9 protein-coding genes are annotated in these 13,866 nt (G+C 64.0%); 7 read left to right on the forward strand and 2 right to left on the reverse strand.

The window, feature by feature from the left end; all coding sequences use genetic code 11:
• The first annotated feature begins 36 nt into the window (after window positions 1-36).
• Complete coding sequence (gene dnaX, locus AAA138_RS00045) at window positions 37-2,502, forward strand: DNA polymerase III subunit gamma/tau (protein WP_349089104.1); 2,466 nt, start codon at window positions 37-39, stop codon at window positions 2,500-2,502.
• A gap of 21 nt (window positions 2,503-2,523) precedes the next feature.
• Here the strand turns inward: dnaX and AAA138_RS00050 are convergent, their stop codons facing one another.
• Entirely contained in the window at window positions 2,524-2,997 is a 474-nt protein-coding gene (locus AAA138_RS00050) for a hypothetical protein (RefSeq protein ID WP_346977124.1), read from the reverse strand.
• Between the two features lie 339 nt (window positions 2,998-3,336).
• Between AAA138_RS00050 and AAA138_RS00055 the strand changes: the two genes are divergently transcribed.
• From AAA138_RS00055 to nifJ, 6 genes are all read left to right on the forward strand, one after another.
• Complete coding sequence (locus AAA138_RS00055; RefSeq protein WP_006235174.1) at window positions 3,337-3,657, forward strand: YbaB/EbfC family nucleoid-associated protein; 321 nt, start codon at window positions 3,337-3,339, stop codon at window positions 3,655-3,657.
• 11 nt (window positions 3,658-3,668) lie between these two features.
• Window positions 3,669-4,265, forward strand: coding sequence for a recombination mediator RecR (recR, locus tag AAA138_RS00060; RefSeq protein WP_006235173.1), 597 nt, complete (start codon window positions 3,669-3,671; stop codon window positions 4,263-4,265).
• Between the two features lie 245 nt (window positions 4,266-4,510).
• Window positions 4,511-5,416 (forward strand): hypothetical protein, encoded by a 906-nt coding sequence (locus AAA138_RS00065; protein WP_055285294.1) that lies wholly within the window; start codon window positions 4,511-4,513, stop codon window positions 5,414-5,416.
• Window positions 5,413-7,254, forward strand: coding sequence for a hypothetical protein (locus tag AAA138_RS00070; protein ID WP_349089105.1), 1,842 nt, complete (start codon window positions 5,413-5,415; stop codon window positions 7,252-7,254). Before AAA138_RS00065 ends, AAA138_RS00070 begins: the two co-directional genes overlap by 4 nt.
• Window positions 7,255-7,257: 3 nt before the next feature.
• Complete coding sequence (locus AAA138_RS00075; protein WP_349089106.1) at window positions 7,258-8,196, forward strand: FHA domain-containing protein; 939 nt, start codon at window positions 7,258-7,260, stop codon at window positions 8,194-8,196.
• A gap of 479 nt (window positions 8,197-8,675) precedes the next feature.
• On the forward strand, window positions 8,676-12,215 hold the full coding sequence (gene nifJ, locus AAA138_RS00080; protein WP_346977128.1) for a pyruvate:ferredoxin (flavodoxin) oxidoreductase: 3,540 nt from the start codon (window positions 8,676-8,678) through the stop codon (window positions 12,213-12,215).
• A 530-nt stretch (window positions 12,216-12,745) separates the two neighbouring features.
• Here the strand turns inward: nifJ and AAA138_RS00085 are convergent.
• Entirely contained in the window at window positions 12,746-13,855 is a 1,110-nt protein-coding gene (locus tag AAA138_RS00085; protein ID WP_349089107.1) for an IS110 family transposase, read from the reverse strand.
• Window positions 13,856-13,866 lie beyond the last annotated feature (11 nt).

The raw sequence follows: 13,866 nt of genomic DNA on the forward strand, positions 1-13,866 counted from the left end.
GCGGCAACAAGACTCAGTATACCCGGGGGAGCACCCATGGAATCGTTGTACCGAAAGTATCGCCCGCTCACCTTCGACTCCGTGGTGGGCCAGCAGCATATCGTCTCGACGCTCGAGCACGCCATCACCGAGGGGCGCCTGTCCCATGCGTACCTGTTCTGCGGACCGCGCGGCACGGGCAAGACCACCATGGCGCGTATTCTTGCCAAGGCGCTGCTCTGTCGCAATGCCGAGGCGGCGCGCGCCGAGGGTGCGAGCGGCTGCATGCCCGACGGCACCTGTGAGGAATGCGAGCTCATCGCCGAGGGCAACCACCCCGATGTCTACGAGCTCGATGCCGCAAGCCGTACCGGCGTAGACAACGTGCGCGAGGAAATCATCAACTCCGTCAACTTTGCCCCGGTGCGTGGCAAGTACAAGATCTATATCATCGACGAGGTCCACATGCTCACGACGGCGGCGTTTAACGCGCTGCTCAAGACGCTCGAGGAGCCGCCGGCGCACGTGATCTTTGTGCTGTGCACCACCGACCCGCAAAAGATTCTGGAGACCATCCTCTCACGCTGCCAGCGCTTCGATTTCCATCGCATCGGCAACGAGGATATCGAGCGCCGCCTGGCATACGTGTGCGAGCAGGAGGGCTTCGATTACGACGACGAGGCGCTGGCTATCGTGGCGCGCCATGCCAAGGGCGGCATGCGCGACGCGCTCTCCACGCTGGAGCAGCTGAGCGTTTTTGGCAACGGCGCCGTGCATGCGGACGATGCCCGTTCGCTTTTGGGCGAAGTTTCGGACCAGATTCTAGGCGAGTTTGCGCGCGCCATTGCTGATCGCGATGTCGCCGAGCTGTATGGGCTCATTCGCGCACAGGTCGAGGAGGGCAATGACCTGCTTGAGCTGACGCGTGACTTGGTGGCGCATGTGCGCGACGTGTATGTTGCCTGCGTTGCCGGTGCCCGTGCCGAGCTGTTTGAGGGCGGCTCCGAGCAGGCCGAGGCGCTTGCTGCCGAGGCCGCTGCCTTTGGCGAGCATCCTGCCGACCGCCTGGCCCGTGTGCTGACAGTGCTCGACGATGCCGCACTGGAGATGAGGGGTGCGAGCGACGTGCGCCTGGTGCTCGAGATCGCCTGCACGCGTCTGGCACGTCCCGAGGCTGATTTAACGATTGAGGCATTGGCCGAGCGCGTGGCACGCCTGGAGGCCATGGTTGCCAACGGCGCCGTGCCGGCGAGCGTGGCTGCTGCTCAAGCGAGTGCGCCTGCTGCATCCGCACCCGCTGTCCAGCAGCCGACGCTGATCTCGGGTGCCCGGGCTGCTGCCCCTGTGGCATCTGCCGCTCCCGCTGCTACGTCCGCGCATCAGGGCGGCATGCCTTGGGACCGCGGCGCTGCTGTTCCGGCTGCCCAGCCTGCACCCAAGTCCGCGGCTCCGGCTCCCGCGCCCAAGCCTGTAACGCCTGCACCTCAGCCCGTTGCGGCTCCGGCTCCCGTGCCTGCTGCATCGACCGTGCCGGTGTCCAAGCCCAACAACGCCGCTGAGGTTGCCGCCGCCGGTGCTGCCGAGACCCCCGCGGTCGAGGACGCCGGCGAGCTCCAGCGCAAATGGGCCGAGGTCGTCGAGCGCGTCAAGGCTCGTCAGGCTTCCTACGCAGGCCTGCTGCTCAACGCCCGCGCCACGGCCGACGACGGCTCCAAGCTCACGGTTTCGTTCCCCGCGGGCTCGACCTTTGCTATCAAGATGCTCGGTCGCGCCGACACACAGTCGGTGGTTCTGCCGACAGTCAGTGCGGTCTTCGGTCGTCGTACCGTCGACTATGTCCTGGATGGGGGTGGCACGCCGGCTCCTCAACATGAGGAGCATTCTCCATCTGCACGGGCTGCGGTATCTGCGGACCCGCAACCCGTGTCCTCGGCGGCCCCTGCATCCTCGAGCGCCAGCGCTCCGCAGCAGCAAGCGACGCCGGTGATGGCACCGACCCCGTCGGCGCCTAAGCCCGTCACGCCCAAACCGGCCGCTCCGGCTCCCGCGCCCAAGCCCGCTGCCGCGCCTGCGCCCAAGTCATCCGACCTGGCTAAGGCCCCCTGGCTGCGCTCCGACAACCCTGCCGGCGCTCCCGCTACGGGCAAGCTCCCGACCGAGCCCGCGCCCCGTGCGTCCGAGCGCTCTGCCGCCCCCAAATCTCAGCCTGCCGCGTCGTCTGCGCCGTGGGAATCCGAGCAGGTTCCCTACGACGATGCCATGGTCGGCGGTTTTGCTGCCGATGCCGGCGGGGACGATCTGCCGCCGTTCGACGTGCCGGGTGCGGCGTCCGCGCCCAAGCCCGCTGCAGCTGCCCCCAAAGAGGAGGACGCCCCCGCTGCCCCTTGGGAGTCCAACCCAGGCGCGGGCAGCCCCTTCGGCCATCAGGGCGCAGCCCCGAACATCCCGCAGACCGAGGACGAGGCCAAAGCCCTCATCCGCAGCGTCTTCGGCCAGGCCACCATCTTCAAGCCGGTGGAGTAGCTGCGCGGGCGGGCATACTGCTCAAGAAGAGAATTCTTTGTCCGGGCGCATCTGTATTTCGGACATGTGTAATGTGGTGCCGCGTATATCGCATTCGAGTAGACAGGTACGTGACGGTCGGCCTAGGATGCTGAGGTCGATACGATACGTTGCATGGCTGTCCGCGTACTCGACTTGCTCGGCGCTGACGGTTGCTCCGATTGTCGAGAAAACGCCTAGTTCGGCATCGACAATCTTGGAGTTCTTTATCTTGACCTTGAACTCTTGGTAGAGGGATGGGCTGTTGTAGTAAACGGTTCGGGTTCCGTCGGTGCACTCATCGGTCGCTTCCCATTTGACGACGGGCTGGCCCGAGCTGGCTATTAGCAGTTCTGCTCCAAAGGATATAGCATGGGTGATGGCAACCAACAATGCCCAGCCGACAAAGAGATAGAGAACAAAATATGCAGCGGGGTGTTTTGAGCGGATGTTTTGGAGCGCGTCGGGGGCATTCATGGGGTACCTCCAAATTGCTATCTATGGCAATCAAATTATACCCCACCGTCATGAGCGCCACCTCGAGTGGTGGCTCGGCATTTAGCCATTTAGTGGTACGCATTAAATGTCGGATTCCGGCTCTACAAGATTTAGCTTTCAATCTTATGCAGATGCGAATTATGCAACTTTGCATAATCATTGGGTGCGGTCTGCACTCAGGACATGTATATCGACTGAGGTAGCGTGACCGCCCCGCTTGCTGGCCTCGCGCCGTGGTACGATTTTTGAGTTTGAAAGTCCCGCCGCGCCCCGGCTGCCCTTGCAGCTCGTTGCGCGGCCGCACGCAAAGGAGCCATCATGGCCGGTATGAACATGCAGCAGATGATGAAGCAGGCTCGCAAGATGCAGGAGCAGCTTGCCGCCGCGCAGGAGAACCTCAAGTCCCAGACCGTCGACGCCTCTGCCGGCGGCGGCATGGTCAAGGTGACCGTTAACGGCGAGATGGAGCTCGTCAACCTCACCATCGACCCCGATGCCCTCGATCCCGAGGACGTCGATATGCTGCAGGACATGATCATGGCTGCTGTTAACGAGGCCGTTCGCGGCGTCAACGAGCTCGCCAACAAGCAGATGGGCGCCATCACCGGCGGCCTCAACATCCCGGGCATGCCGTTCTAAGACACATATATATGAGCGCGAATCACAGTCTGCAAAAACTGCTCGATGAGCTGGGTCGTCTGCCGGGCATTGGTCCCAAGTCGGCCCAGCGCATAGCCTATTACCTGCTCGAGGCCGATGCCGAGGAGGCCCGCCGCCTGGCCGAGGCCATCCTGGAGGTCAAGCAGGAGGTCCACTTTTGCAGCCGTTGCTTTAACTACGCCACGGCCGACGAGTGTTCCATCTGCCAGGACCCGATGCGCGATACCACTCGCATTTGCGTGGTGGGCGAGCCGCGCGACGTCCAGGCAATCGAGCGCACGGGCAGCTACCATGGCCTGTACCATGTGCTGGGCGGCGTGATCAGCCCCATGGACAAGATCGGCCCCGAGCAGCTGCATATCCGCGAGCTGCTGGCGCGCCTGGGCCACGAGGACATCCACGAGGTCATTATCGCCACCAACCCCAACATTGAGGGCGAGACCACGGCGAGCTACCTTGCTCGCACCATCAAGCCATTGGGCGTTGAGGTATCGCGTCTTGCGAGCGGCCTTCCCGTGGGCGGCGACTTGGAGTATGCCGACGAGCTTACGCTTGGCCGCGCCATCGAGGCCCGCCGCGCGATTTAGGTGGCGAGCCTGCTCCTGCCGTATGTTTTCCTCGCGACGCACGGGGTAGTCATAATTTCCCCGTGCGACTGTGAGTTTGTTGTGCAACAAAGATGCTTCGTATCCGCTTATCGCATGGATGCTTCCGCTCGCATCCTTAATTTGTCCATTCGTTGCGCAACCTTTTTGGTTCGCTGATACACTCAAATATGGATTCGAATGAATGCGCCGCTCCCGAGCGGCGTGTTTTTGTTGGAGGAGAACGCATGCGGCCCGGTGGCACTCAGACAAAGCGCGGCGCCGCGGTGCGCATACGACGCCGACTGGGCTTGGCGCCGCGGGCGTACGCACTGCTATCGTGCTCGCTGGTGCTGGTCATAGCTGGCGTTTCTGCCTATGGCATGACCGTGCCGTCCATGATGCAGGCGCATGCCGCACGCGAACCGCGCGTGGGGCATGAGGTCAAAAGCGATCTGGGCACCACGACTGGATATGCTTGGGCAAGTGTGGTCGGGCATATTGTGTTTGGCACCGACGATGCGGACGGCGCCGAGGCCCCGGACAACGAAGTCACGCTTGCCAATGGCAAAACCATCGTGCTCACCAACACCAAGATCATCGATCGATTGTCCAACAATAGCGTGGCGGCAACGGTGAATAAGGTCGAGCAGCAAAAGGAGCAGGACGCCCAGCAGTCCGGAAAGCCCGGTAGCTCGGATACTTCTGGCTCCGGCTCGGATTCATCGAGTTCGGGCGGCGGCTCTGGGTCGGGTTCCTCTACCGGAGGGCCTGGAAACGGCGGCTCGACGGGCGGCAACACTGACAACGATGCAAACTCCGGCGGCCTTTCCGCTGCTGAGGAAGAGAGCATTCACAGTTGGCTTGTGACCAAGTACAACATGCTCGACGGCTATGTTTCTCGTGCCAATGACGTGGTCTCGACCTATAACTCTACGGGAGATCCCAGGCCGTGCGACAGCCTGGTCGGGGAGATGTTTGTCATTCGAGCCGAGTTCGGTCGTCAGACATTCTCGCCCCGGTCAAGGTGGTATCAGCAGTATGCCAATCTGTGGGGCTGTTACACCAACCTATGTCAATGGGTCGGCCATTACGGCGATGATGACGTCGCGCTCGGTAACTTCAACAATAACGTGGCGGCGCTTGCCCTATGATGACCGATCTTGCATCCACCACACCACAATCGCTCGGTCGCGATCCCATGGTCGGCCTGCGCCTGGCGCGTGTCGACGGGTTTGAGCCGGCCATTGCGCTCGGTCAGGACGAACTGCCTGCCTATCTGCGTCGTTTTACGATACTGTTTGCCGACGATGCCACCATGCGCCGTGGCGGTATCGGCCGCGTGACGCGTGCTGTCAACGCCCAAGGCGAGGACGTAGCACTCAAACAGCTCATCTTGCCGACGCGCGATGAGTTTGACGACGATGCCGCCCATGAGTCGCTGGTCGCCAAGTTCAAAGCGGCATTTCGCGAGGAATATGAATGCCATCGCGCCCTTTCGGGCCTTAAGGGCTTTCCCCGCCTCTATGGCTGGGGCGAGGTTGACGGTGTGCCTGCAATTGTCATGGAATGGGTCGAGGGCGAGACGCTCGCCCGCTTGCGCTCGCGACTCGCCGTGGACGATGCCGGACGCCTATCGCCGCTTGTGGCGGCGCGTCTGGGTCGCGACCTGTTCGATCTGCTCTGCCGTATGAGCCTGGTGGGCGAGGGCTTTGTCCATCGCGATATCTCGCCCGCTAATATTATGGTGCGTACGGCGCGCCTGCCGCTTGACCGGCAGCTTGCCGAAGGCACCTTCGACCTGTGCTTGATCGACTTTGGCTCGTCGCTGGCGCTCGAGCCCGCCTCTGCGGTGGCCGGCACCGGCGGCAAGGCGTCGTTTACCGAGCGCTATGCCACGTTGCGCCGCGCGACGGTGGCCTACGCCCCGCCCGAGATGCTCACCGACGATATCCCCGACCTGCGCATGCTTCGCATGTCGCCGGCGATCGATGTCTATGCAGCGGCGAGTACGGTCTACGAGCTCATCGCCGGTGTCGCGCCGTACGAAGTGGCGCCGGGTGCGTCGGGTACTTCGGGCTCGCGCAAAAAGACACGAGATATCGCCAGCCCCTATCGCCTCAAGATGGATACGCTGCCCGATTATCCCGTCGGCGCCCACGCGCCCGGCTGCGACTTGACGCAACTGCTGCGACGCGAGCCCGATGTGGCACTTGCCGCGGTCGAACAGGCTCAGCAGCTGGGGCTCGATCCAAATTCCGAGGATCTGCGCGATGCGTTGGCGTTTGTCGACGCTCAGCTGTTCGATGTGTTGATGGCCTGCCTGTCCTGCCATCAGGAAGATCGTCCCGAGCCGGCTGCGGTGGAGGCGGCGCTCTCGGCATTTTGCGACCACTATGCGCAAAATGTCGCCCGCTCGCTTCGCGCCGAGCCGCTCATGCCGTGCCCGATGGAGGCATCGGGGCACACAGCCCGGCGTGCGGCGATGGTTGGTGCGACGGCGGCAAGCGGCGTGCTTTGGACTGTGGTCGTGGTATCGGCGGCGCTGTTGGCGTCGGGCGCCCATGTGACGCTCGTCGTGGGACCGCTTATGTGGTCCGGGAAGCTGCCGGCCATTATCGCGGCACTGGCGTTGGCGCTGCCGGGCATGGTGGGCATCGCTGCCGGGGCCTTGGCGCGCGACCGTCGTGTGGGATTCCTGCAGGGTGTGTTGGCCCTTTCCGCCTGCGAGGTTCCGGCTCTGGCCGCACTCGCATGTGCCGTGTTTTCCCAGCATGCCGTGGCGGGTGGCCTGGTGGCCGCCATAATTGCAACCTATGCGCTCACGTGGTTTTTGCTGGCGATGGGGTTTGCCTTTGAGCTTCCCGTCGTGTCAGCACGACGTGCGAAAATTCCCATGGCGACGCCGCTTGCCGGCGGAGCCGCGGCTGTCCGCGCCTTTGGCGGGCCGGCCGAAGTATCCGACACTATCTCTGCGACCAAGGAGGGCTAAGCCATGGCTTCTCAAGCTGAGCTCACCCCGTGCGGGGCAATGTTTGACATCTTTAAGCGCGCAGCGCACCTGAGCCATATCGAACTGTGCGGCCTGGTGCTCTCGAGCCGCCCGCTCGCCGACGGCCGTAGTCCGCAGAGCCGTGCCGCCGATCGCTCCTGGGTTTCGCGCTTTATCGTGCGCGCGCCGGTCGGCACGCTGCAGGAACGTTATTTTGCCGATTACGGTACCTCGGCCGCGCGCATTATGTCGCAGCTGGCCCTGCGCCGTCGCAATCCCATGGACGCCGCGGCCGTGACCAATATGGTGTGCGGCCCCACTGGCGAGCCCATGGTGCGGGCACTCGAGGAATGCCATCAGGACACGAATCTCTATCGCAATGCGCTCGAGCGCCTGTCGCAGGCGGCTGAGCTCATGCCCGCAGAACGTGCCGAGGCCATCCTGGTGCTGTTTGTCGCCGTGGGTTGCTCGGCAGATGTCCGCTCGTCGGTGACCTATGCCATCGACTACGCTCATGCGACCTGTGGCGGCGCCACGTCGACGCCGCGCTCGCTGAGCACATCTTCGGTCGCGGGCGAGCGCGAGGTCGCGCCGGCGCATCCGCTGGGACTGCTGCGCGTGCAAAACGGCTACGTGGTGAGCGCCCCGCGCTGGATTCAGCCGAGTGAGGAAGGCGTCGAGATCGGCGCGCTGGCAACGGGGGAGGGCGACATCACCGATGTCGGTGACGACGTCTCGGCCCGCCATGCCCATATCTGGTGCGACGATTCTGGCGCATGGTTTGTCGAGGACCTGTCGTCCACGAACGGCACCGTGGTGGTAAACGGGGCCACGAGTGTGTGTATTCAAGTAGAGCCCGGCCGCTCCGCCCAGCTCAACCCCGGCGACGAGCTCAAACTCGGCGAATCCACCACCTACGCCATCCTCCTCGGCGCCCTCTAGCTCATCCCCCCAATGAGTTGCGGTGAAATAGGGACTGATTAAGGCCGTTAACAGCAAAAACAGTCCCTATTTCACCGCAACTGCTGTGGGGTTCCAGGGGACTGTATCCGTCGGTGCCGGGCGCACAATAGTCACCCGAGGTAAACCTTTACCGGCCACCTATATTTGCCGAAATATGGCTTGACGGCGGGGTACAATAAACCCGCATGCGGATTTCCGTTGCGGGCGCTTCCCATCGCCGGGGCGTGCCCGGGAGCATCCGGCATGCGGCCTTTGCGGCGCTCGGTCATGTGCAAGACGGGTAGCTGGGCCTGTGGAGCGCGTGCAGCCCTCCTCGCCTTGGCATGCCTTCTCTCCACGCCATGTACCTGCTGCTGAGTCCGCCTGCCAGATGATTGGAAGCAACAACGAAAATCCCATCACGCCAATATCCCGGCGATCGCCGGGGCCTGTATACCTATATGAGAGGAGAGGGGTATATGGCGCGTAAGTTTAAGTCTATGGACGGCAACGAGGCGGCCGCATATGTTTCGTATGCGTACACCGAGGTAGCGGGAATTTATCCCATTACGCCGTCCAGCCCGATGGCCGACCATGTCGACCAGTGGGCGGCCCAGGGTCGCAAGAACATCTTCGGCACCCCGGTCAAGGTCGTCGAGATGGAGTCCGAGGCAGGTGCGGCCGGTACCGTTCACGGTTCGCTGGGCGCCGGTGCTCTGACCACCACCTACACGGCTTCTCAGGGTCTGCTCCTGATGATCCCGAACATGTACAAGATCGCAGGCGAGCAGCTCCCGGGCGTTTTCCACGTCTCCGCGCGTTGCGTCGCTTCGCACGCCCTGAACATCTTCGGTGATCACTCCGACGTCATGGCCTGTCGCCAGACCGGCTTCGCCATGCTTGCCGAGGGCAACGTCCAGGAGGTCATGGACCTCTCGCCGGTGGCTCACCTTGCCGCCATCGAGGGCAAGACCCCGTTCCTTAACTTCTTCGACGGCTTCCGCACCAGCCACGAGATCCAGAAGGTCGCCATGTGGGACTACAAGGATCTGGCCGAGATGTGCGACATGGACGCTGTCCAGGCTTTCCGCGATCACGCGCTCAACCCTGAGCACCCGCATACCCGCGGTAGCCACGAGAACGGCGACATCTTCTTCCAGAACCGCGAGGCCTGCAACAAGGTCTACGACGAGCTTCCCGCCGTCGTCGAGGGCTACATGAAGAAGATCAACGAGAAGCTCGGCACCGATTACGGCCTGTTCAACTACTACGGCGCTCCCGATGCTGATCGCGTCGTCGTGTGCATGGGCTCCTTCTGCGACGTGCTCGAGGAAGTCATCGACTACCTCAACGCTCACGGCGAGAAGGTCGGCCTGGTCAAGGTTCGCCTGTTCCGTCCGTTCTCCATCAAGCACTTCGTCGACGTTCTCCCCGAGACCGTCAAGAAGATTGCCGTCATGGACCGCACCAAGGAGCCGGGTTCCATCGGCGAGCCGCTCTACCAGGACGTTGTCTCCGCTCTCTACGAGGCCGGCAAGACGGGCATCAAGGTCGTCGGCGGCCGTTACGGCCTGGGCAGCAAGGACACGCCTCCCGCGTCCGCGTTCGCTGTCTTCGAGGAGCTCAAGAAGGACGAGCCCAAGCGCGAGTTCACCATCGGCATCGTCGATGACGTGACCAACCTGAGCCTGCCCGAGGCCGAGGATGCGCCCAACACCGCAGCCCCCGGCACCATCGAGTGCAAGTTCTGGGGTCTGGGTGGCGACGGTACCGTCGGCGCCAACAAGAACTCGATTAAGATCATCGGCGACCACACCGACAAGTACGTTCAGGCCTACTTCCAGTACGACTCCAAGAAGACCGGCGGCGTCACCGTCTCGCACCTGCGCTTTGGTGATTCCCCGATCCGTTCGCCGTACTACGTGACCAAGGCCGACTTTGTCGCTTGCCACAACCCCAGCTACATCGTTAAGGGCTTCAAGATGGTCCGCGACGTCAAGCCGGGCGGCACCTTCCTGGTCAACTGCCAGTGGAGCGACGAGGAGTTCGCCGAGCACATGCCCGCCGTGGCCAAGCGCTACATCGCGAACAACAACGTCAACGTCTACCTGATCGACGCTATCGACCTGGCCGCCAAGGTCGGCATGGGCAAGCGCACCAACACGGTGCTCCAGTCCGCCTTCTTCGCGCTGGCCAAGGTCCTGCCCGCCGAGGACGCCCTGCAGTACATGAAGGACGCGGCTACCAAGTCCTACATGAAGAAGGGCCAGGCCATCGTCGACGCCAACCACAAGGCCATCGATGCCGGCGCTACCGCCTTCCGTAAGTTCGAGGTTCCGGCCGACTGGGCTACCGCCGAGGATGCCGCTCCCGTCGAGCTCTCCGAGGAGACCAAGTCCGCCATCGCCCAGCAGGTCAAGAACCTGCTCGAGCCCATCGATCGCATGGATGGCGACAGCCTGCCTGTTTCCGCCTTCGTCGATTGTGCCGACGGCCAGTTTGAGCTGGGCGCCTCTGCATACGAGAAGCGCGGCGTCGCCGTGGTCGTTCCTCACTGGGACGAGACCAAGTGCATCCAGTGCAACCAGTGCGCCTATGTGTGCCCGCATGCCACCATCCGTCCGTTCGCGATGACCGAGGACGAGGCTGCCGCCGCGCCCGAGGCTACCCGCACGCTCGACGCCATGGGCCCCAAGGCCAAGGGCATGAAGTTCACCATGGCCGTGTCCCCGCTCGACTGCATGGGCTGCACCAACTGCGTCAAGGTCTGCCCCAAGGGCGCCCTCGAGATGGTTCCCACCGAGCAGGAGATGGATCAGCAGCCCGTTTGGGACTATATGGTCGAGAACGTCTCCGAGAAGAAGGAGCTCATCGCGGCCAACGTCAAGGGCAGCCAGTTTAAGCAGCCCTACCTGGAGTTCTCCGGCTCCTGCGCCGGCTGCGCCGAGACCGCCTATGCACGTCTGGTGACCCAGGTCGCCGGCGACCGCATGTTCATCTCCAACGCCACCGGCTGCTCCTCCATTTGGGGCAACCCCGCTGCCACCGCTCCTTACTGCAAGGACAAGGACGGTCACGGCCCGGCGTGGAACAACTCCCTGTTCGAGGACAATGCCGAGCACGGTCTGGGCATGGCCGTCGGTTACGAGGCCGTCCAGAAGAAGCTGATCGCCGCTACCCAGGACATCATCGCTGCCGATGGTCCGTCCGATGAGCTCAAGGCTGCCGGCCAGGCTTGGATCGACTCTGTCAACGACGCTGAGGCCTCCAAGACCGCTGCCGCTGCCTACGTTGCCGAGCTCGAGAAGTGCGGCTGCGACGCTTCCAAGGCGATTCTCGCCGACAAGGCTTACCTCACCAAGAAGTCCTTCTGGATCTTCGGCGGCGACGGCTGGGCCTACGACATCGGCTTCGGTGGCCTGGACCACGTCCTGGCTTCCGGCCACAACGTCAACGTCTTCGTCTTCGACACCGAGGTTTACTCCAACACCGGTGGTCAGGCCTCTAAGGCCTCGAACCTGGGCCAGGTCGCTCAGTTCGCCGCTGCCGGTAAGGTGACCAAGAAGAAGTCTCTGGCCGAGATTGCCATGAGCTATGGCTACGTCTACGTGGCGCAGGTCGCCATGGGCGCCAACCCGGCTCAGACCCTCAAGGCCATTCACGAGGCCGAGGCCTACGACGGCCCGTCCCTCATCATCGGCTACAGCCCCTGCGAGATGCACTCCATCAAGAAGGGCGGCATGCAGAACTGCCAGGCCGAGATGAAGAAGGCTGTCGAGTGCGGTTACTGGAACCTCTTCCGCTTCAACCCCGAGGCTGCTGCCGGCAAGAAGTTCTCGCTCGATTCCAAGGAGCCCGCGGGCGGTTATCAGGAGTTCCTGATGAACGAGGCCCGTTACGCTTCGCTGACGCGTTCCTTCCCCGAGCGCGCCGAGGAGCTCTTCAAGGAGAACGAGCAGGCCGCTATGGACCGCTATGCTCACCTGCTGAAGCTCAAGACGGTGTACAACGAGGCCTAGGTCTCCCACCGCAGGATCTGAGGGCTGACCTTCGCGGACGTCCTCGGACATGAAAGAACCCCCGCTGCGCACTACGTGCGGCGGGGGTTCTTTCGTCCTGCGGAGTGTCCGCGAAGGTCAGCCCTCAGATCCTGCTACGACTACGTCCTCGGATTGTGTGGGCTGATGAAGGACGTGGCTGTGGGGGCCTTTAATATGAGAAAGCCATTGTCAATAGGCGTGTTTGTTCGAGCCCGGTTTTAAACCGGGCTTTTTCGTTTCCCGTCGGGAGGGACCGCGCACGCTGCACGTTTAGTCGACGCTTGCCTGGCAAGCTAATATCCGCGGGCTCTTGCGGGCGCGCTGCCGGCGGTCAGCCCGGTATGTCCGCACACCCCACCGCATTTCGATTCTCCGTCCGGCGCGCTCGTCCGAAACCAGTCTTGTTCACGGGCGCGGCCCTTGGGCTGCCCAAAAAGGGCTCGTGAACGCGCGCCGGCGATGCGTCGAGGCGCGGGCCCTCCCGGCGGGAGGCTTGTTGTCCGACGGGGTCAGCTGAGGGTCCCCTCCGCCCGGCGCCCGATCTCCCAGACCCAGCAGGCGAGCTCGCGCGCGACGGCGGCGTTTGCCTTGCACGAGCTCTTGCCCGCCGCCGCCAGCGCCTCGCGGCGGCGGCAGAGCCTGGCGGTGCAGGCGTCGGCGCGCGCCCGGATCGCCGCGGGGACGTCCGCGCCGGGCGCCGGGGCCTTCGGGCGGGGCGTGCACGTCAGGTAGTGCCACGCCGACTCCACCAGTGCCGTCCTGGCGAGCCAGTTGCCCGTCTTGGTTATCCCGCCGCGCCGCTCGGTCTCGCCGCTCGAGCGCTCCGACGGGACTAGCCCGCACCAGCTCGCGAAGGCCGGGGCCGTCCGGAACCTCGTGAAGGAGCCCGCCTCGGCTGCGAGCCTGAAGGCCGTCAGGGTGTCGATTCCCTTGATGCAGGAGAGCGCCTCGACGGCCGGGCGCCACCGGTCGGTCCGGGCGAGGGCGAGCACCTTCTTCTCGAGCTGCCGGCGGTCCGACTCCGCGCACCTCGCGGCCGTGACGTAGTACTCGAGCACGTCGCGCTGGGGCCCCTCGAGCCTGATCCCGGATATCCATCTCCAGTGGGCGCGCGTCCAGGATCCCTTCCTCGTCCCGTCGGCGTTGCGCTCGTCCCAGACGTGGCCCAGCCTGATCAGGAACATGTTGAGTCGCTGCCTGGCGCGGCGGTACTCTGCCGTGGCGTCGTCGAGGGCGCGGTCGAGGTCCCGGGCGGCCTCGACGGCCGCATCGGGCAGCGGGACCTCCACGATGTTGTGGGTGGCGAGCATGCGGGCGATGAACTCGGCGTCGCGCCGGTCGTTCTTGCGGCGCGCGTCCGCCGCCGGCCTCTGCATCTTGGAGACGGCGGCCACGGCGCAGTCGAGGCCGAGCGCGCGCAGCTCGCGCGCCATGTGGAAGCCGGTGGGGCCGCTCTCGTAGCAGGCCCTGGGCTCCTCGAACCCGAGGGCCCACTCCGCGATCTCGGCGGCGTCCGTCCCGAAGTCACGGTGCACCACCTCGCCGGTGAAGGGGTTGAACGCCGCGGCGGCGACCGATCGCGCGTGGACGTCCAGGCCGATGGAGGTAACATGGGGCATGGGAAGCCTCC

This window comes from Collinsella sp. CLA-JM-H32B (assembly GCF_040098065.1).
GTDB lineage: Bacteria > Actinomycetota > Coriobacteriia > Coriobacteriales > Coriobacteriaceae > Collinsella.